Origin of the sequence: Sorangium sp. So ce590 (genome assembly GCF_051521365.1) — a bacterium.
Classification (GTDB): Bacteria; Myxococcota_A; Polyangia; order Polyangiales; family Polyangiaceae; genus Sorangium.
In genome coordinates this window covers 9,572,309-9,590,736 of the sequence record NZ_CP150346.1, presented here as the reverse complement: position 1 = coordinate 9,590,736, position 18,428 = coordinate 9,572,309, and the positions used below count along the sequence as shown (strand labels likewise).

The following is an 18,428-nucleotide window of genomic DNA, read 5'->3' as shown; positions in this document are numbered from 1 at the left end:
CGCTGGAGGCGGACAGAGGCGCGCATGGCCACAGGGGGCGCGCAGTCTACCTACGGCGCGAGCGAAGGCGCCAGGGCCTTGGCCCGCTCGTCGAGGATCCTCTTGCGCAGCTCGGTGTCGTGGCCGCCGCGGCGCTGCAGCAGGCGCTCCAGCGCGGCCGCCGCCTCGACGTGCGCGCCCGCCCCGCTCGCGGCGTCGGCGAGCTTGAGGAGGCGCTCCTCCGTCGGCTCGTCCTGCGCCGCCCGCGCGTAGTAGGTCACGGCAGACGAGTAGTCCTTGCGCGTGACGAGCAGGTCGCCGACCCAGGTCGCCGCCGACGCGCACGCCGCGTGGGCGCTGCACGACGCCAGCATCAGGTCGCGGCTCGCAGGGAGGAGCCGCTCGGCTGAGGCGAGCTGCGCCGCCGCGACGACCCGCAGGCGGAGACAGCCGACCCGGTTGTCGAGCCGCTCGCAGCTCCCCGCGAGCAGCAGCTCCGCCTCCGCGCTTTTCTTGCGCAGCAGGAGGAGCCGCGCCCGCAGCTGGACCGCGTAGAACGAGTCGCCCTTCGACTCTTGAATCGCCGCCGCGTGCGCCTCGATCTGCCGCTCGCAGGCGCCCCGCTGCGCCTCGTCGCCCCCCGCGCCGCCGCAGCGGGCGGAGCTCGGATCGTCCAGCATCGCGAGCAGCGCGTTGCCCGCGGCCCAGCGCGCGCCGACGCGCGTCGGAGCGCGCGCGATCGCCTCCTCCGCGCAGCGCAGGCGCAGATCCAGCTCGTCCCGGCGGTCCCCCGCGGCCGCCATCCGCTCGAGCATCGCGACCCCGGCCTTTCCCTCCGGCACGGCCCGCAGCAGCTCGTCCCAGCGCCGGGTCCATTGCCGGGCGAGGCTCGCGGCCGTGCCGACCACGTCGGGATCGTCCTCCACCGCGAGCCGGAGGCTCAGGAGCGCCTGCTCCTTGGCGCCGCGCGACGCGAGCACCTCCGCGAGCAGGAGGTGGGCGCGCCCGTGGCGGCGCGAGCGCTCGAGCGTGCGCTGGAGCCACGGGATCGGGCTCTCGCTCCGGCCCTGCAGCACGGTGACCGCGCCGAGCAACGGGAAGTACGGCTCCGCGGGGTGGCGGAGCATCGCCGCGCGGAGCTCCTCGCGGAAACGCGGCCAGCCGGCGCCGCTCGCCGCGCCGGCGTCGCTCAGAGCGCGCAACGCCTGGCGGTCGTGGTCGACGTCGCGCCAGCCGAAGCGCACCATCAGCGCGACGAGCGTGAGCCCGGCGGCCGCGGCGCACGCCGCCGCCTGCCACGGTCGCCGCCGTCCGGCGACGGGCTCGTCTGCCGGAGCATCGCGCCGCGGGCGCTCGCGGTGGGCCTCACCCCAGAGCGAGCCCAGGGTCGCCGCGAGCGCGATGGTGACACCGGGCACCTCGAGCCCGAGATCGAACAGGTTCTGCAGGAGGAGCACCACGCAGCCGACCCACGCGGCCAGCGCCGCCGTGCTCCCGCGCAACGCGATCTTGCCAGGGCGAAACGCGAACCCGAGCGCGACGAGCGCGGCCGCCGCCGCCGGAATGCCCCACTCCGCCGCCCACTGGAGCACGAAGTTTTCCGCGTGCGTGAACACGATGTTCCCCGGTGACTGCCGGTAAGCAGGGAACACCGTCTCGAAGGCGCCGCGCCCGATGCCGAGGAGCCAGTGATCCGCGAGCAGCGGGAGCGTCGAGTAGAAGAACGACAGCTTGTCGAGGTTATCGTCGGCGATCTCCGTGAGGGTGCGGTTCGTGGTGGCGAGCGCGGCCAGCGCCGCGCCGCCGGCGATGGCCACGCTCAGCAGCCAGGTCGCCGGGCCCCGCGCGCGGGCGCCCGAGCGCCGCCTGCCGCGCCTCTGCCGCGAGAGCAGCGCGAAGAGGGCGAGGCCGAGCGGCAGCACGAGCAGCCCTCCGCGGGACGACGCGATGATGCCGACCCCCACGATCGTGGTGAGCCCGACCCCGACAACCCAGGTCGGCAGGAGCGGCCTGCTCGTGAGCAGCAGCCCGACCCCGGAGAGGATTCCGAGGTTCAGGTAACCGGCGAGGTTGTTCGGGTTGAGCAGCGGCCCGATGTGCCACGACGCGACCGAGAAGCGCGGCTGATACAGGCCAAAGACCTTGGTCGCGCCGAGCAGCCCGTGGGCGATCGTCGTGAGCGCGGCGAGGAACGCGCTGCCGAAGACGAGGGTGATTCCAAGCTTCGCGCCGTGCCTGGCGCCGACGAACGCTGCGGTGATGAAAATGCCAGCATACGTGAGCCATTTCACGGCCTCGACCAGCGTCGCCCCTGGATCGAGCGAGATGCTGGCGTACCGCGGCGCCGCCTCGCCGAGCGGCATCAGGGCGCGCGCCCAGATGTCGGCGCTCGCCGGCGAGAGCCTCTCGAGCCATGTGAGCGGCAGGGGCGCGGTCTGCAGCAGCGTATAAGCGGTCAAGCCGAGCAGCGTGAGCACCGGCAGCATCCGCACAGAAGACGGCCTGTCGGTGAGGGCGCCGGCGCGGAGAGAGAGCGCGGCAGCGATGGCAGTGACCGACGATACCCATGCCAGCGTGGGCGTATGGACCGCGCCGATGGCGAGCACGGACCCGGCGATGGCGGCCCCGAGCAGCCATGGGATCACGCGCTCGGCGAGCGGCGACGCGGCGCCTGCTGGTCGGCTCCACGCCGCGGCGCCCATGGAGCGCCGGCGCTCCATGGGCGACCTCGGCTTCGAGCGTGTGTAGTCCGGATCCACGGCCCGCCAGGGTAGTCGATCTTCGTCGCGAGCGGACGAGATTGACCACGGCATTCCAGGCTCGGCCTGCGCGCGCTGCCGGGATTGACAGACCTGGAAGGGGTGGGTCAAGGCACTCATCGCGTTCGCGCCCAACTACGCCTCTGGCGAGCAGCGCGCTGATATCGACGCTCGCGCGTCTGCCGCGGATGCCGCTCGCGCGACCGCGCCGCTGGTGTAGAGTGCGCCGCGTGCTCACGATCTCGGCACATCCCCTGCTCGAAGCCGCCGCCTTTGTCACGACCTTCCCCGCGCCGCTCGGCGAGGTGCCGGTGAGCGACGCGCTCCGCGGCCTCCTGTCCGACAAGGCCTCGGCCCCGCTCCGCTCGGACGACGCCGTGCGGTCGGCGGTCCGCGACCTGCTCCGGCACGGCGGCTACAAGCCGACCGGCCGGGGCAAGCCGGCCTCCGAGTACCTCATCCGCGCCGCCGACGCGGGCTCGCTGGCGACCATCAACGCGGCCGTGGACGCGTGCAACGCCGTGTCGCTGCACACCGGGCTGCCCATCAGCGTGATCGATCTCGATCGCGCAAGGCCCCCGCTCCGCATCGACGTCGCGCCCGCCGGCGCCCGCTACGTGTTCAACGCCTCGGGGCAGGAGATCGACCTCGAGGGGCTCCTCTGCGTCTTCGATGCAGAAGGCCCGTGCGCCAACGCCGTGAAGGACGCGCAGCGGACGAAGACGCACGCCGGTACGACGCGCACGCTCTCGGTCCTCTGGGGCAGCCGCGCGCTGCCGGGCCGCGCGGCGGAGGCGGCCGCCTGGTACAGGGAGCTGCTCGCCGGCGTCGGCGCCGCGACCTCGGACGCGCCGGTCGCGGCCTGAGCCGCCCGGAACGCGCGGGCTCCTCGGCCAGCGCGCACGCCGGCGGCGCTCGGCGAGCGGCGCGCCGCCGGCGCGAGGCGCCCTACGGCGCCGGCGCAGGCCGATCGACGGGCATCGTCACCACGGTCTCGTCCTTCTCGGTGAGCCACACCCAGTTGTCGACGAGCCCGGTCGAATCGAGCTCGTGATCGCCGGCGTCGTACGCTCCCCACCGGATCTTGATCTCCTGGTTCGGCTCCACGGGCGCCGAGGTGACGAGCCAGCCCGTCCCAGCGCGGCTCTCGAACCCCGTCCCGAGCAGCTGGCTCGTCCCGCTCGTGCACGCGTACGCCCGGCCGTCGAGATCGCAGGGCGGGCCGCCCTCGCAGGCACAGACGTCGATCAGGGTGTTGTTGATGCTCATCGCGTTCCTCCTGTCGTCGAAGAGGATGTGCCCATCGATGAGGTTGGCTGGCCGCGGCGTGAGGAGGGCGATGAAGTAATCGTTGAAATCGTTGCAGGCACGCGGCCAGTCGTAGGTGAGATAATAGCTGTTGAACGCGAAGCCGCGGACGTTCGACGGGACCCGGATCGTGATCTCGATGGCGGTCGGGTCGGACGGCTTCGCGGGCACGAGATCCTCGCAGCCATGCGGGGCCTTCGGGAAGCCCTGGGGGAACTCGCCCTCGTACTTCTTGTTGAACCCCACCGGGCTCTCGAAGCCCTCGTCGTCCTGCTGCCGCGCCGTGCCGCTCGAGAGAGCGAGCAGCCGCGCGCCTGCCTTCGGCAGGACGTTGCGCCCGAACCCGGGCAGGATACCGTGCCCAAGGTGGAAGTTGGCGCGCTGCTCCTCCCCTTCCGGGGGCGGCGCGCCGTCGACCATGACCCAGTCCGCGGAGATCACCCCCCAGTCGCCGGCCCAGCGCGGCCTCTTGCACAGCTCGACCGCCTTCGCGGCGCTGAGCGCACTCCCGTCGTCGATCGCGATCCCGTCGTCGCACGGCTCGGGCACGTTGTCGACGACGGTGTCGCAGTCGTCGTCGACAGGCTCCGGCGCGGCGCCCCCTTCGCCGCCGACCGTCGCGAGCTCCAGCGCCGCCGGGTTGACCAGCGCGTTGCAGTCGTCGCAGTCGCCGAGGTTCTCCGTGAAGCCGTCGCCGTCCGCGTCGTCGTCCGGCGAGCCGCCGCAGTCCGCGCCTCCGGCTGCCCCCGCGCCCTCAGTCCCCGTGGTGGTGGTGGTGGTGGTCGCCCCGTCGGTCGTCGCGGGCGACGGTATCACGTCGCCCGAGGTGGTCCCGGCGCCGCCCTCCCCGCCCGCGGCGAGGCCGCCCACCGGTCCGATCTTCCCGGTGCAGGCCACGCCCATGCATCCCGCCGCGGTCATGAAGCTCAAGAAATTCAACCAACGTGTCATCGGTGCTCCTCGAGGTCGCATGGAACCAGGGAGGTTCAGGGCGAGCCGGCGATACGGGAGTCGACGATGATTTTATCAGCAGAAGCCGCAGCAACAGTCAGCCCATCCCGGCGAAGCGCGGTGCTTTTTTGTGCGTCGGATTCGCACATCGTGGCACCGGCTCCCGGGACAGGCGCCAGCGTCCAGCGCGTTTCACAGGAGGCGAGCCGCAGCGACAGATCGTCGACAAAGCAGAGAGCGCCGGCGCTTTTACAGCGTCGGCGCTCTCTGTCCCCGCGAGGGGCGCGGGCCGCCAGAACCTGCTGCCCCGCGCCACCTGCGCCGGGCGGGACGTTCTGGACGATCAGGCCTGGGCGCCCACTTCCTTCTTGCTCTTGCGCTTCGGCTCCTTCTTGCCGGAGCCGTTCACGGTCACCGGCACCGCGGAGAGCGTCGGGCGCAGCAGATCCTCGGCCATCTTGGCGGCGCGGGTCGTCTTCTCCCAGCTGAACTCGTCGCGCCCGAAGTGGCCGTACGCCGCCGTCTTGCGGTAGATGGGCTTCAGCAGGTCGAGCTGCTCGATGATCGCCTTCGGCCGCATGTCGAAGTTCTGCATGATGTACTTCTCGAGCACCTCGTCACCTACGCGGCCGGTGCCGAAGGTGTTGATGTGCACGCCGACCGGCTGCGCGACGCCGATGGCGTAGGCGATCTGCACCTCGCAGCGCGAGGCGAGCTTGGACGCGACGACGTTCTTCGCGACGTAGCGCGCGTAGTAGCAGGCGGAGCGATCGACCTTCGTCGGGTCCTTGCCGCTGAAGGCGCCGCCGCCGTGCCGGCCCATGCCGCCGTAGGTGTCGACGATGATCTTGCGGCCGGTGAGGCCGGCGTCGCCGAAGGGGCCGCCGACCACGAAGCGGCCGGTCGGGTTCACGTACACCTTCGTGTTCCGATCCATCAGCTTCGCCGGGATGCTCTTCTCGATGATCATGCTCCGCACGGCGTCGACGATCGTCTTGTGCTTGACCTCGGGGCTGTGCTGCGTCGACACGACGACGGCGCTCACGCGGATGGGCGTGTACTCCTCGTACTCGATCGTGACCTGGGTCTTGCCGTCGGGGCGCAGCCAGTCGAGCTTCTTCGACTTGCGGAGATCGGCGAGCTTCCGGGCGAGGCGGTGGGCATAGGTGATCGGGGCGGGCATCAGCTCCGGCGTCTCGTCCGTCGCGAAGCCGAACATGAGCCCCTGATCGCCGGCGCCCTGCTCCTTGAAGAGGCCCTCGCCCTCGGTGACCCCGCGGGAGATATCGGGCGACTGCTTCTCGATCGCCGTGAGCACCGCGCAAGTCTCGTAGTCGAAGCCCATCGAGGCGTCGGTGTAGCCGATGTCCTTGATTGTGCTGCGCACGACGACCGGCATATCGACCCACGCCGAGGTCGTGATCTCGCCGGCCACGACGGCCATGCCCGTCTTCACCAGGGTCTCGCAGGCGACGCGGGCCGTCGGATCCTTCTCGATGATACCATCGAGGATCGCGTCGGAGATCTGGTCGCACACCTTGTCGGGGTGACCTTCGGTGACGGACTCGGAAGTGAACTGGTAACGGCGCATGAATCGCTCCTTCGGCGGGCTCGAAAACGGATCTCTCGCATAGTTCGAGCGCGGGGAACCGTCAACGCGGGCCGCGGCCGGTCGGGGACAAAAGCGCCGGCCGGACGCGCTGCCGGCTGGGCTGGCCCGCGCGGCCCGAGCGCGATGTCGGCGCGCGCTGCTGCCTGGGCAGCACGTGGCCTGCCGGCGCGCCTCCGTGGCCGGCGTCAGGCGACGGAGCTGCGCCGCCGACGGGGATCTCGCCGGGCGGCCCGGGAGATCGGACGATCGCGGCGCGTCCGCCGCCCGCTCCCCGTCCAGCGCACTCCCGGAGGCGCGTCTCCAGCGGCTATGATGCCACGCATGACGTTCGACGAGATCAAGACCTGCCTCGAGCGCGAAGGCTGGGCTGTGGAGGTCGTGTCCACCGACACGATGCGCAGCGACTTCCAGGGGGCCGAGCGGCTCTTCCCTCTGTTCGTGCGGCTCTCACCTCCCTTCGTCGTCTTCGCGGTGATCCCGTTCGTGCGGCTCCCGATGGATCTCGAGGAGGGCGACGCGATCGTGCGGCGCCTCCTCCAGCTGAACCGCGAGATCAACATGGCCAAGCTCTCGGCCGACGAGGAGGGCGACGTGATCCTCAGTGTCGAGTATCGCCTCCAGGACCTCGATCCGAGCGAGGTGCGCGACGCCGTCGACGTGCTCTCCTTCTATACGAACAAGCACTATGCCGAGCTTCTGGAGCTCGCCGCGCCATGAGGCCTCGGCCGGCGCCTCATGGCACGATCTGCTCTTCTCTCGGCTTGAGCCCCTCGTGCGCCTTCAGCTCGCTGCGCACGACCCGGACGCGCCGCACGTCGCCTCCGCGCACGACCGTGAGCTCGACGGCGCTCCCGACGGCGCCGCGGAGCCGATCGCGCAGCTGGGCCGACGAGAGATCCCGGACATAGACGCCATCGACCATCACGAGCTCGTCGCCCGGGATCAGCCCGGCCCGCTCGGCGGCGAGCCCTCGCGGCACGTCGCGCACGTAGAGCGCCTGCGACTCGTTGTCTCTCCCCAGGACCGCCCCGATGGATCCCACGCTGGCGGTGCAACCGGCGGCCATGAGGAGGAGCGCCGCGCTCCAGGATCTGCTTGCCACGGCGACACCATAGCGCCCCAGGGGCCTCCCGTACGTCCCTCGACCAGCGCGGATCAGATAAAGCAGCTGATCCGGGAGGAGACATCGCCGCTCACGCGCCTCATCGTCGCGCTCTGGGCGATAAGGATGCTCCCGTGAACGAACCGCGAGTCCTTGACGGGCTCGACCTTCAGCGACCTGGGCGCGTCCCGGCCGATGCGCCCGCCGCGGCCGGCGGCGACCCGGAGCGCCCTCATCGGCGCGCTTCGGCCGCGAACCGGGCGGCGAGCTCCGGCGGCGCCTCCACGACGCGGCCGATGCCCTGCACGGCGCCGCCCTCGACGAGGGCGAGGACCATGACCGGGCCCGGCTGCACGAGCGCGGCCCGCAGCGACGCGTCGAGCGACTCGACGGCGTCGGCGCGGTGCGTGGCGCGGTAACCGACGGCGCTGGCGACGGACTCGAGCTTCACGTCGCCCGAGATCGTCCGCTGCCCGCCCGTCGACGCGTGGGAGCGGTTGGCGAGGACGACGTGCAGGAGGTTCGCTGGCCGCTCGCTCCCGACGCTGGCGAGGGCGTTCATGCCCATGAGGACGTTGCTGTCGCCGTCGAGCACGAAGACCCGCTTGCGCGGCTGCGCGAGCGCGAGGCCGAGGCCGATCGACAGGCCGAGATCCATCGACCCGATCATGTAGAAATTCGAGGGCCGGTCCCGCGTCGCGTAGAGCTCGCGGCCGATCATGCCGTGGCAGTGGACAACGAGGTCGTCCTCCCCGACCGCCGCCTTGAACACCTCGAGCGCTTCGCGCTTGTTCATTCGAGCACCCCCGCCGGGACGATGAGCGCCGCCGGCCGCCTCGTGGAGAGCATGACGTCCTTCGCCCACCGCACCTGCGGCCCCATCGGCTCGCTGGCGCAGAGCACGCGGTGGGGGAGCTTCATGAGATCGAGCAGGGGAAGCATGATCTCGCCCATCATGATGTGCTCCGGTTCGCCGTCGCCGCCCTCGCCGCGCCAGGAGATGACGAGGAGCGTGGGCACCTCGTACATCGTGCTCAGCGAGGCCAGCGCGTTCACGGAGACGCCGAGCCCGGAGCTCTGCATCAGGACCATCGGCAGCCGGCCGCCGAGCCAGGCGCCGACCGCCATCCCGATCGCGCTGTCCTCGCGGGTCGCCGAGATGTAGCGGGCGCCCTCGTCGCCGTCGAGCAGCGAGGCGAGGCCCTTCAGGAGCGAGCAGGGCACGCCCGCGAAGAAGTCGAACCCCGCCTCCTTGAGCGCGGCGACGAGCTCGGGCGCGTACGATTTGCCTGAACCGTGAGACATCAGCTCACTCCTTAGATGAGCGCCCAGGCGCGACGGTCGACCTCGAGCCACCGCTTGTAGACGTCGATCCCCTGCACGTCCGCGCCGCGGTCGATGAGCTCCTGGAGCAGATCGGTGAAGCTCCGTCGACGGCGCTGCCGTGGCCGTTGCTGCCTTAACACCGTTGGCCAGCCCCGCCAATGCCGGGGCAGCTTCAGCCGTCGCCGTCGATCACGCCGCGCAGCCGGACCAGCCCCGGGCCGGCGCGGAGCACCGCCTGGCAGGCGAGGCGGAGGCGCGGCGGGGCGCCGAGGCGCGCGAGCAGCTCGATCTCGCCGCGCGTGGGCGGATCGAGGTGCTGCTCCCCCTCGACGACCTCGACGCGGCAGGTGGCGCAGCGCGCGTCGCGGCACGAGAACACGACCGGAGCGCGCGCGTCGTCGCAGACATCGATGAGCCTGTCCGCTCCCGCCTCCGCGGAGACGGCGGGACCGAGCGCGCTGGCCTCGAACACGACCGTGGGCATCGCCGCTTCCTCCTGCACCGTGACCGCGGGGCCACCGCCCGAGCGGCGGGGGCGTGTCGGCTCCCGGCGCCGGCGCCGGGAGCGCATTTTCGCGGGCGTCTCCACGCACTATACGACGGGCGCATGACGGATCGCTGGGACGCAATCATCCTCGGCGGCGGGCCGGGGGGGTCGACGCTCGCCGCGTCGCTGGCCAGGCTCGGCCGCCGGGCCCTCGTGCTCGAGCGGGAGAGGTTCCCTCGCTTTCACATCGGCGAGTCGTTGCTGCCGCGCTCGCGCGAGGTCTTCGAGCGGCTCGGGCTCGACGAGAAGCTGGACGCGCTCTTCCTCCGCAAATACGGCGCCCGGTTCCTGTGCTCGTCGACGGGGCGGATGCGGACGTACAGCTTCGTCGACGCGTTCGAGCCGAAGTTCGAGTTCGCCTACCAGGTGCAGCGCGACGCGTTCGACCAGCTGCTGCTGCGGCGCGCGGCGGAGCTCGGGGCGGAGGTGCGCGAGTCGTGGGAGGCCGTCGAGGTGCTGTTCGACGGCTCCCGCGCGGTCGGGGTGCGGGCGCGGCCTCGCGCTCGGTCCGGCGACGCCGCGCCCGCCGACTCGAGCGACGCCGTCGAGCTCCGCGCGCCGGTGATCGTGGACGCGACGGGGCGGGATACGCTCCTCGCCTCGAGGATGCGGCGCAAGGCGCAGGTGGCCGAGCTCGACAAGACGGCGCTCTTCGCCCACTACGAGGGCGTGGTCCGCGAGGAAGGGATCCACCAGGGCAACATCCAGGTGGTCATCTTCGAGCACGGGTGGTTCTGGTTCATCCCGTTCCGCGGCGAGGTGACGAGCGTCGGCGCGGTCGTGTCGTCGAGCTGGCTCCGGAGCCGGAGGAAGGGGGAGAGCCTCGACGAGCTCTTCGATCGCGCCGTCGCCGAGAGCGGCTGGGCGCGGGGGTTCCTCGCGAACGCGCGGCGCACCAGGCCGGTGGGGGCGCTCGCCGACTTCTCGTACCGGATCGATCAGCTCGCCGGAGACGGCTGGCTCTTCGTGGGCGACGCCGGCGGCTTCCTCGACCCGCTCTTCTCGACGGGCGCGCACCTCGCCATCAAGGGCGCCGATCTGGCGGCCACGGCGATCCACCGCGCGCTCGAGGCCGGGGACACCTCGCGCGCCGCGTTCGCGGGCTACGAGGCGGAGGTCCGTTACGCCGTCGATCTCTTCCTGGGCGTCGTGCAGGGCTTCTACAAGGGCCACTTCCGGGAGATCCTGTTCGAGGAGAACCAGCGGCCCACGATGCGCAAGCTCATCACCAGCATGCTCGCGGGCGACGTGTTCCACGCCGAGCGGCGCCCGCAGTGGGCGTCGTTCCTCCGGCAGCACTATCCGCCGGAGGTGCCCACCTTCACGTGACGCGCGGCGAGCGGCCCCGCGCGCCGTTCAGCGCTCGGTCAGCGCGCCGCAGGCGGCGCGGCCCCGGACCTCGTCGCTCATCTGCTTGCAGGCGGCCGAGAGCGCGCCGCGCGCCTCCGCCCTCGCGTCGCCCTCCAGCGCCTCGTCGTCGGCCTCCGCCTTCGCCTCGAGCACGTCGCGCGCGATCCGGATCGCGGCCTCGTGGCCCTTCCTCGTCTCCGCGGGCAGCTTGCTGGCGCAGGCGGTCATCGTGGCCAGGTAGCCGTCGCACGCGTCGACCCCCGTGCTGTCGAGGTCGGTTTTCCCGGCATCGCCGCCGGCCTTGCCGCAGCCGAGGACGGCGGTGCCACACAGGAGGAGAAGTCCGAGGAGTGCTCTTGCCATCGTCGCGCGCCCGGGGCGTCGCCCGCGGCCGGTGCCGGCCGCGTGACGCCCTGCTCGAGGCCGGGGCACCCTGCCACGGGCCCGCACCGCGGGGCAATTTTCGGCGGATCAGGCGCGGATCAGCAGGATGGCGTGCTCGTGGCGCGGGCGCCGCTGGAAGGCGCGCGCCGTCGGGCGGTGGAAGTGGGGGCGCGGCTGCGAGGCGACCGCGCGGACCGCGAAGCGCGCGCCGGACGCCGCGGCCCGGACCACGTCGACCGCGTAGACCGGCGCGCCGGCCACCACGCTGTCGGCGAGCAGCAGCACGAGCGGCGCCCCGCTCCGGAGGACGCGCGCGAGCGCGACGAGCACGCCGCCGAGCTCCTCGCGCCAGCGCACGCGGCCGGCCTCGGGGCCGAGCGGATCGAGGTGCCGGCGGGCGCCGATCTCGTCCTGCTCGAAGCGGGCGCTCCGGAGCCGGAGCCAGCGCAGCCTCGCCTCGTGGTGGGCGAGGTAGTCATAGACGCCCGGGTAGGGCGGCGACGTGACCGCGAGGTGGACCGAGCCGGGCTCGACGCCGCGCAGCACGCGCGCGTCGCCCTCCTCGATGAACGCGGGCGGGCTCGCGGACAGCGGCGCGGCGACGTCGGCGAGGCGCTGGGCGAGCTCTTCCGCCTTGCGGATGAACAGCCGCGCCGGATAGCCGGCGGCGATCCGCCGCGGCAGCTCGTGCTCCGACGTGTCGGACGTGCGGCGGCTGAGCTTCGTGAGGATGGCCGAGAGGACGAGCTCGAGATCGGCGCGCAGCGCGTCGGCGCCGTGGCCCGCGAGGCGGTCGAGGCCGACGCGGAGCCCGTCGAGCTCGAGCAGCACGTGCGGCTCGAACAGGGCGACGTCCTCGGGGCCGTACCGGTGGCTCGGGCCGGCGCGCGCCTTGCGGCGCTCATCGGCGGCGGACGCGACCTCGCGGGCCGCGGCGACGAGCCGCTCGCGCTCGCCCGGGGTGCTGTCCTGCACCTTCAGGCGGGCCAGGCGCACGGCGAGGGGGTTCGCGTCGACGCCGATCGCTGCCCGGCGCGCGAGCCGGGCCTCGACGAGGACGGTGCCGCTGCCGCAGAACGGGTCGAGCACCCGCTCGCCCGGCCTGGAGAGCGCCTCGATGAGCCGCCGGGCCGTGTCCGGATGCATCCGCGCCGGGTAGCTGTGGAACCCGTGGACGTGGGCGCGGGCCGCTTCCTCCGCCGTGCTCGAGCTGGCGACATCGAGCGCGTGGGCGAGCATCGCCGCGTCGGCCGGGTCGCCCTCGAGCCGCGTCGCGCCGCCGACGTGGGTCAGGGCGCGGCGCGCCTGCGGCGCAGGCCGGAGCGCGCGGGTCTTCTGTCGCGTGGCGTCCGGCTTCGGCTTGGGATCAGCGCTTCGTGGGCTCGACATGGGCGGTCCGTTGCTTCAGGGGCTCGGTGGAGAGCGCTTCGTCCTCGGCGGCGAGGGCGTGCGCCGCGCTCTCGGCCCCGAGCTCGACTGCCGGCGAGGCGCCGACGCGGAGCTTCGGCGCGTAGCCGAACTCGCCCGCGGGGCTCACCGCGCCGCGCACGACGTCGTTGACCTCGAGCAGCGCGAGCAGCTCCTCGGCCTGGGGCTCGGCGATCCGGAGGGTCGAGGCGAGCCCGCCGGCGGTGAGCGGGCGCTCGGTCTGGCGGGCGACGTCGGACGCGACGGAGACCCACGCGGCGTCGAGCGCGGGCGCGATGTCCCGGCCCCGCGACTTGGCCCGCCGGAACGACCAGAGGGCGAAGGCGGCGACGGGCGCCATCGTCAGGAGGCCGGCGGCGAAGAGCCCGACGCTCGCGTCGAGGACGAGCAGCAGCACGGCGAAGAGGAACACCTCGAAGCCGAAGAGCGCGCCGGCCGCGATGCCCGCGGCTCGCCAGACCGAGCGCGCAGAGGCCGCGGCGCGCGCCTTCTGGAGCAGCGGCAGCTCGCGGTCAGATCGCTTGACGCGGGCGTCGGTGATCGGGACGCGCGGGCCGCCGCAGACATCGCACCGGAAGCGCAGCTCGGCGTGCGCGGAGACGCCGGCCACGCCGCCGCAGTGCGGGCACGCCTCGGCGCGCTGGTCCGCGCCGCACTGCGGGCAGCGATCGCTCCCCGGCGCGAGCGCCGCGGCGCACACATGGCAGCGGGCGTCGCCGGCCGACGCCTGGCTCACGGCGCGCTCGCGGCGGATGCCGAGCGGGCGCCGGTCACGTGGCGCAGCACGGCGTCGAACAGGGCGCGCCCGTCCGCGCAGCCCTGGAAGGGCTCGCTCATCCGTTCGGGGTGGGGCATCAGCCCGAGCACGTTGCGCCGGGGCCCGCCGTAGATGCCGGCGATGTCCATCGCCGATCCGTTGGGGTTCGCGTCCCCGCCGACCAGCCCCTCCCGGTTGCAGTACTGGAGCGCGATGGCGCGATCCTCGACGAGCTTGCGGAGCGTCTCCGGATCCGCCTGATACCGCCCCTCGGCGTGGGCGATCGGCAGGCGGAGCACCCGAGGCAGGCCGCTCGTGAACGGCCCTTCCGCGCGCGGCGTCACGAAGATGTCGCGGCACTCGAAGCGGAGGTGCGCGTTGCGGGTGAGGGCGCCCGGGAGCAGCCCCGCCTCGGTGAGGATCTGGAACCCGTTGCAGACGCCGAGCACCAGGCCGCCGCGCTCCACGTGCCGCCGGATGGCGGGGACGATCTGGCTCGTGCGCGCGATGGCGCCGCAGCGCAGGTAGTCTCCGTAGGAGAACCCGCCGGGGATCGCGACGAGGTCGGTGCCAGCGGGGAGCTCGGCGTCGCGGTGCCAGGCGGTCGACGTGCGGACCTGGAGCACGTCGCGGAGCGTATGGATCATTTCGGCATCGGCGTTGGAGCCCGGGAAGATGACCACGGTCGCGTGCATGGCCGTCGACGTAGTCCGGTTGCAGCCGCTCGGCCAGGGGTCGTGAGGGGGCACGCCGCTTCACCGGCTCCTGGCGGCGTGCCATGATGGGACATGCCATCGCGATGGGCGCGGACCGGGCGGACCGGGCGGACCGACGCGACGATGCGCGCGGCTTCCGGCTACCTCGTCCTCGCGGCGCTGGCGATCGCGCTGGCCCTGGTGCTGCGGGATGGACTGCCGTGGATCCACCCGAGCCCGTGGCTGTCGTTGCCTCCGCTGGCCGCGCTGCTGGCGAGCGCAGCGCTCGGTCTCACGCTGGCGGCCGGGGTCGTCGTGATGACCCGCATCGCCGTGGCCCGGTTCGACTGGGCGCGGCGGCTGCACAGCGAGCTCCGCCCTGTCGCGCTGGACCTCTCGCTCGGCCAGGTGCTGCTCCTCGCGGGGCTCTCGAGCCTCGGGGAGGAGCTGCTCTTCCGCGGGCTCCTGACGCCGCTCCTCGGCGTGCTGCTGAGCGCGCTCGTCTTCGGCCTGGCGCACCAGATACGCGGGCCGAGCCGCTGGGTCTGGGTGGGGTGGGCCATGGCGGTCGGCGCGGGGCTCGGCGCCATCTTCGCCGCGACGGGGTCGCTCGTCGGGCCGTTCCTTGCGCACGCCGTCGTGAACGCGGTGAACCTGAGCTACCTGCGCGACCACGATCCGGGCGAGGCGGAGCGGCCGGCGACGCTCTAGTCGGTTGGGGAGAGGTCTTGCCGAGCTGCCCGGCCCCTGGGAGGGGAGAGGCCCCCAGCCTTCAACGTTTCTTCGCGTCGGGGCGGGGAGGCCTGGCAGGCACCGGTCGCTGGGGGACCGGGCTCGTGCGCGACGGACCTTCGTCGCTCGCCGGCTGGCTCGCCGAAGGAGCGAGGGTCCCGCGGGAGAGATCGCCCTTCTCCACGGCGCGTTGCCCCTCGCCCGCGCGGCCCGGCGAAGGCGGCGACTCGGTCGGCCGGCGGGACGGCGGTCGTGACGGGGAGGGCCAGCTCTTGCCGCGCGGGACCGTGGGAGGCTCGCTCTCCGCCGCGCCGCGCCGGCTCGACGGCGGCTGCGCGGCCATGCGGGCGAGCGAGCGCAGCGTCGGGGGCGCCCCCGGGGGCGCAGCCTCGAGCTCGAAGCTCAGCTCGATGGACGGCGGCACATCGGAGATGGTCAGGACGCTGTCGGCCGCCTTCCGCGGCGTGGCGCCAGGCCCGCGGCGCAGGCGCTCCTCGAGCGGCGCGCGCGACGACGGCGGCGCGACGTCGTCCAGGAGGGACGACGGCCCGCCGAGCGCCGTCGTCGCGATCCGGGGCTCCGGGCGGCGCCGCGACGGCGGGAGCTGCAGATCGACGCGGGTGCTCTCGTCCTCGAGCCGGGTGGCCTCGAGCAGGTAGGCGGCGATGGATTTTCGCTCCGACGGCACGGGATGGCTGCCCGGAATGAACGCGAATCGTCCGACCTTCCAGGCCAGCATGGTGCGGAGCGCGCCGAGCGCCGAGACGCGCGTGCCGCCCACGGTCCCCTGGACGATGCACCCCTCGGCGATGTCGAGCTGAGCGCGCCGCTTCTTGCTGCTCACCTCGAACACGCCCGACCGCCGCTCCATCTCGAGGACCGTGAGGACCGTCGCGATGGACATCTGGCTGAGGTCGCCCTCGATCGCGGTCTGGTCGACGGAGGCAGGGATGGACATGAGGCTGTCCCGCCGCTGGCGGAGGCGGGACGCCATCTGCACGAGGGCTCCGATCTGCGCGACGACGTCGCCGACCCGGAACGGCTTGGTCATGTAGACGTCGGCGCCGACGTGGAACCCCTCGAGGCGGGACTGCTGGTCGTCGAGGGCGGAGAGGAAAAGGAAGGGGGTGACGGACACCCGCGACGGCTGGGTGCGGACGTTGCGGGCGACCCAGTAGCCGTCGTGGTCGGGCAGGCCGACGTCGCAGACGATGCACTCGGGCTCCAGCGTGCAGGCGGTCGAGAGCCCGGCCTCCGCGGTGGCGCAGTAGATGATCTCGTAACCCGCCTCGCGGATCGCGGTGGCGAGCAGGTCCGCGACATACTCCTCGTCCTCGATCACGAGCACGACCCCGCTCGGCATCTGGCAGACGGTACACGCGCGCCGCGCGCGGGGCCAAGGGTGAATGGCGGCGAGCCGATCTGATCCTCCGGCTGCGCGCTGCTGCCCCGCGCGTGTTCGCCCGTGGCGCCCGACCGCGGCGAGCGATTCACGCTATAAGAACGGAAATGGCAACTCCTGTCCGAGAGGCCGACGGTACGGCGCAGCCCGGCGAGCGGCTCTCCCCGGGGGCTCGCGTCTTCATCGCGATGAGCGGCGGCGTCGACTCCGCGGTCGCCGCGGCGCGCCTCTGCGACGCAGGCTACGAGGTCGTCGGCGTGACGCTGCACCTCTGGGACTACCCCGACGACGGCAGCGTCAAGAGCCGCTGCTGCGCGCCCGAGGATCAGCACGACGCCCGCCGGGTCGCCGACCACCTCGGGATCCCGCACTACACCTTCGACCGCCGCGCCCTGTTCCGCGAGCACGTCGTCGATCCGTTCGTCGACGCCTACCTCGCGGGCGAGACGCCGAGCCCGTGCGTGGCCTGCAACCGCTCGGTCAAGCTCCGGGAGCTGTTCCCGCTGGCGGAGCGGCTGGGCGTCGCGTGGGTGGCGACGGGCCATTACGCGCGGGTCGTCGTGGAGGAGGGCGGCGCCCGGCTCTACCGCGGCCGCGATCGACACAAGGATCAGAGCTATTTCCTGCACATGCTCCGGTCGGACGAGCTGTCGCGGCTCCTCTTCCCGCTCGGCGACTCGACAAAGGAGGAGGTGCGCGCCGAGGCGATCGCCCGCGGGCTCCCGGGCGCCGAGAAGGGCGAGAGCCAGGAGCTCTGCTTCATCCCCTCCGGCCGCTACGCGCCCTTCGTGGCCGAGCGCGCGGCGGACAGGCTCCGGCCCGGCCCCATCGTCGATCGGGACGGCCGCGTGGTCGGGTCGCACGGCGGGGTGCACGGGTTCACGGTGGGCCAGCGCAAGGGCATCGGCGTCTCGCTCGGGCGCCCCGCGTTCGTCGTGGGCCTCGACGCGGGGTCCGGCGCGGTGCAGCTCGGCGACGAGGGCGACCTCTACGCCGCGGGCGCCGAGATCACCGACGCCGTGTGGTGCGACGATGCGGTCTTCCCCCTGGAGGCCGAGGTGCGGGTCCGCGCGCGGCACGAGGGGGCGCCCGGCGTCATCGAGCGGCGGCGCGACCCTGCGACGGGCGCGGAGAGCTTCGTGGCGCGGTTCGCCAGCCCGGTGCGCGCCGTCTCTCCCGGTCAGATGGCCGTCGTTTACCGGGGCGACCGCGTCCTCGGCGGCGGCCGCATTCAGGCCGCCCTTCGCGCGGGGGCGGCGTCGTGACGGCTCGCCTGCTCGTGCCCCTTGCCTGCGCGCTCTCGCTGGGGTGCTCGCTCGGGCAGGGGGACGGCGAGGTCTACAGCTCGCGGCTGCGGGCGGCGGGCTGCTGGGACGACAGCTACGACATGCGCCCCGACTTCTTCGCCGCGGTCCCCTACCGCTCCACGCTGCTGATCCGGGTGCAGCGGGGCAGCGATCTCCAGGAGGTCTCGGACGGCCTCGCGGTCCTGATCGATGACGTCGCCCTCATCCGCGGGGACGAGCAGGTGAACAAGCTCGACGTCGACCTGAGCGTCGGGCTCCCGCCCGGCGTCGAGCTGCCGGGCTCGCCTCCGCCGACGCCGAAGCCGGAGGGGCTCGCCCCGCTCGTTCACATGGCGCTGTACCTCCAGAGGTCGTGCCACAACCAGAACATCGTGCTCTACGCCGTCGATGGGACCATCAAGTTCCACGCGCTGTTCAGCGGCGATCCCAACGAGACGGCCGCGGTCGACAAGTACACGGACGCGACGTTCGACATCTGGGTCGGTGATCCTCGCGACGCCGGGCTCGGCCATCCAGCGGACGCCATCCCGCAGGAGCTCCTCTCGCGGGTCACCGGGAGTTTCCGGTTCTACTTCGAGCGAGGTCAACCTGGGCAACCGTTCCCCTGAGCCCGTCGCCACTCCGTCCTGGGCCTCTGGTGGTGTCCTACCTGTCGGGACAGCAACCTTCAGCACCCAGGTGGATTGAAGCTGACCATCTGCCAGGTCTCCCGGCCGAGACGACATGGCAAAGCGCCGCGAACTCGCGGTAAAGTAGTGACCGCTCATGCCCCAACCCCCGCCGCGACCC

At 72.8% G+C, this 18,428-nt stretch carries 20 protein-coding genes; 6 read left to right on the top strand and 14 right to left on the bottom strand.

Annotated elements, in window-relative coordinates; translation table 11 throughout:
* Nucleotides 1–50: 50 nt before the first annotated feature.
* Entirely contained in the window at nt 51–2,699 is a 2,649-nt protein-coding gene (locus WMF28_RS36305) for an O-antigen ligase family protein (protein WP_437598117.1), read from the bottom strand.
* A 269-nt stretch (nt 2,700–2,968) separates the two neighbouring features.
* Here WMF28_RS36305 and WMF28_RS36300 point away from each other — a divergent pair, with 269 nt between their 5' ends.
* Nucleotides 2,969–3,604 carry a phenylalanine--tRNA ligase beta subunit-related protein gene (locus WMF28_RS36300; protein ID WP_437598116.1) on the top strand — a complete coding sequence of 212 codons (636 nt, stop codon included), beginning with the start codon at nt 2,969–2,971 and terminating at the stop codon, nt 3,602–3,604.
* An 82-nt stretch (nt 3,605–3,686) separates the two neighbouring features.
* Here the strand turns inward: WMF28_RS36300 and WMF28_RS36295 are convergent, their stop codons facing one another.
* Entirely contained in the window at nt 3,687–4,997 is a 1,311-nt protein-coding gene (locus WMF28_RS36295; RefSeq protein ID WP_437598115.1) for a hypothetical protein, read from the bottom strand.
* A 343-nt stretch (nt 4,998–5,340) separates the two neighbouring features.
* The gene (gene metK, locus WMF28_RS36290) at nt 5,341–6,588 is read right to left on the bottom strand and encodes a methionine adenosyltransferase (RefSeq protein WP_437598114.1); all 1,248 of its coding nucleotides are present in this window, start codon (nt 6,586–6,588) and stop codon (nt 5,341–5,343) included.
* A gap of 342 nt (nt 6,589–6,930) precedes the next feature.
* On the opposite strand from metK, the gene WMF28_RS36285 reads away from it, so the two are divergent.
* Nucleotides 6,931–7,326: a YbjN domain-containing protein gene (locus WMF28_RS36285; RefSeq protein WP_437598113.1), complete on the top strand. Its 396-nt coding sequence runs from the start codon at nt 6,931–6,933 to the stop codon at nt 7,324–7,326.
* A 16-nt stretch (nt 7,327–7,342) separates the two neighbouring features.
* Here the strand turns inward: WMF28_RS36285 and WMF28_RS36280 are convergent, their stop codons facing one another.
* Genes WMF28_RS36280 through WMF28_RS36255 form a run of 6 tightly spaced genes read right to left on the bottom strand, consistent with a single transcriptional unit; the run spans nt 7,343 to nt 9,521 of the window.
* A complete protein-coding gene (locus WMF28_RS36280) occupies nt 7,343–7,711 on the bottom strand; it encodes a PDZ domain-containing protein (protein WP_437598112.1) in 369 nt (122 codons plus the stop codon).
* A 53-nt stretch (nt 7,712–7,764) separates the two neighbouring features.
* Nucleotides 7,765–7,947, bottom strand: coding sequence for a hypothetical protein (locus tag WMF28_RS36275; protein ID WP_437598111.1), 183 nt, complete (start codon nt 7,945–7,947; stop codon nt 7,765–7,767).
* Nucleotides 7,944–8,507 (bottom strand): thiamine pyrophosphate-dependent enzyme, encoded by a 564-nt coding sequence (locus WMF28_RS36270; RefSeq protein WP_437598110.1) that lies wholly within the window; start codon nt 8,505–8,507, stop codon nt 7,944–7,946. The genes WMF28_RS36275 and WMF28_RS36270 overlap by 4 nt, the downstream gene beginning before the upstream one ends.
* Nucleotides 8,504–9,016 (bottom strand): thiamine pyrophosphate-binding protein, encoded by a 513-nt coding sequence (locus tag WMF28_RS36265; protein ID WP_437598109.1) that lies wholly within the window; start codon nt 9,014–9,016, stop codon nt 8,504–8,506. Before WMF28_RS36265 ends, WMF28_RS36270 begins: the two co-directional genes overlap by 4 nt.
* Nucleotides 9,017–9,027: 11 nt before the next feature.
* Nucleotides 9,028–9,177 carry a hypothetical protein gene (locus WMF28_RS36260; RefSeq protein WP_437598108.1) on the bottom strand — a complete coding sequence of 50 codons (150 nt, stop codon included), beginning with the start codon at nt 9,175–9,177 and terminating at the stop codon, nt 9,028–9,030.
* 32 nt (nt 9,178–9,209) lie between these two features.
* Nucleotides 9,210–9,521 carry a 2Fe-2S iron-sulfur cluster-binding protein gene (locus tag WMF28_RS36255; protein ID WP_437598107.1) on the bottom strand — a complete coding sequence of 104 codons (312 nt, stop codon included), beginning with the start codon at nt 9,519–9,521 and terminating at the stop codon, nt 9,210–9,212.
* 123 nt (nt 9,522–9,644) lie between these two features.
* Between WMF28_RS36255 and WMF28_RS36250 the strand changes: the two genes are divergently transcribed.
* Complete coding sequence (locus WMF28_RS36250) at nt 9,645–10,913, top strand: NAD(P)/FAD-dependent oxidoreductase (RefSeq protein ID WP_437598106.1); 1,269 nt, start codon at nt 9,645–9,647, stop codon at nt 10,911–10,913.
* A 27-nt stretch (nt 10,914–10,940) separates the two neighbouring features.
* On the opposite strand, the gene WMF28_RS36245 is transcribed toward WMF28_RS36250, so the two are convergent.
* The 4 genes from WMF28_RS36245 to purQ form a co-directional block, all read right to left on the bottom strand.
* Nucleotides 10,941–11,297, bottom strand: coding sequence for a hypothetical protein (locus WMF28_RS36245; protein WP_437598105.1), 357 nt, complete (start codon nt 11,295–11,297; stop codon nt 10,941–10,943).
* Nucleotides 11,298–11,405: 108 nt separating this feature from the next.
* Complete coding sequence (locus WMF28_RS36240; protein ID WP_437598104.1) at nt 11,406–12,707, bottom strand: DNA methyltransferase; 1,302 nt, start codon at nt 12,705–12,707, stop codon at nt 11,406–11,408.
* Nucleotides 12,685–13,482: a zinc ribbon domain-containing protein gene (locus WMF28_RS36235; RefSeq protein ID WP_437598103.1), complete on the bottom strand. Its 798-nt coding sequence runs from the start codon at nt 13,480–13,482 to the stop codon at nt 12,685–12,687. Before WMF28_RS36235 ends, WMF28_RS36240 begins: the two co-directional genes overlap by 23 nt.
* Nucleotides 13,479–14,198 carry a phosphoribosylformylglycinamidine synthase subunit PurQ gene (gene purQ, locus WMF28_RS36230; RefSeq protein WP_437598102.1) on the bottom strand — a complete coding sequence of 240 codons (720 nt, stop codon included), beginning with the start codon at nt 14,196–14,198 and terminating at the stop codon, nt 13,479–13,481. The genes WMF28_RS36235 and purQ overlap by 4 nt, the downstream gene beginning before the upstream one ends.
* 93 nt (nt 14,199–14,291) lie before the next feature.
* Here purQ and WMF28_RS36225 point away from each other — a divergent pair, with 93 nt between their 5' ends.
* On the top strand, nt 14,292–14,909 hold the full coding sequence (locus tag WMF28_RS36225; RefSeq protein WP_437598101.1) for a CPBP family intramembrane glutamic endopeptidase: 618 nt from the start codon (nt 14,292–14,294) through the stop codon (nt 14,907–14,909).
* Between the two features lie 61 nt (nt 14,910–14,970).
* Here WMF28_RS36225 and WMF28_RS36220 read toward each other — a convergent pair whose 3' ends face one another.
* Nucleotides 14,971–16,293 carry a response regulator gene (locus WMF28_RS36220; RefSeq protein ID WP_437598100.1) on the bottom strand — a complete coding sequence of 441 codons (1,323 nt, stop codon included), beginning with the start codon at nt 16,291–16,293 and terminating at the stop codon, nt 14,971–14,973.
* A 146-nt stretch (nt 16,294–16,439) separates the two neighbouring features.
* Between WMF28_RS36220 and mnmA the strand changes: the two genes are divergently transcribed.
* Both mnmA and WMF28_RS36210 read left to right on the top strand, forming a co-directional pair.
* Complete coding sequence (gene mnmA, locus WMF28_RS36215; RefSeq protein ID WP_437598099.1) at nt 16,440–17,597, top strand: tRNA 2-thiouridine(34) synthase MnmA; 1,158 nt, start codon at nt 16,440–16,442, stop codon at nt 17,595–17,597.
* Nucleotides 17,594–18,247, top strand: coding sequence for a hypothetical protein (locus tag WMF28_RS36210; RefSeq protein ID WP_437598098.1), 654 nt, complete (start codon nt 17,594–17,596; stop codon nt 18,245–18,247). The genes mnmA and WMF28_RS36210 overlap by 4 nt, the downstream gene beginning before the upstream one ends.
* The last annotated feature ends 181 nt before the right edge of the window (nt 18,248–18,428 follow it).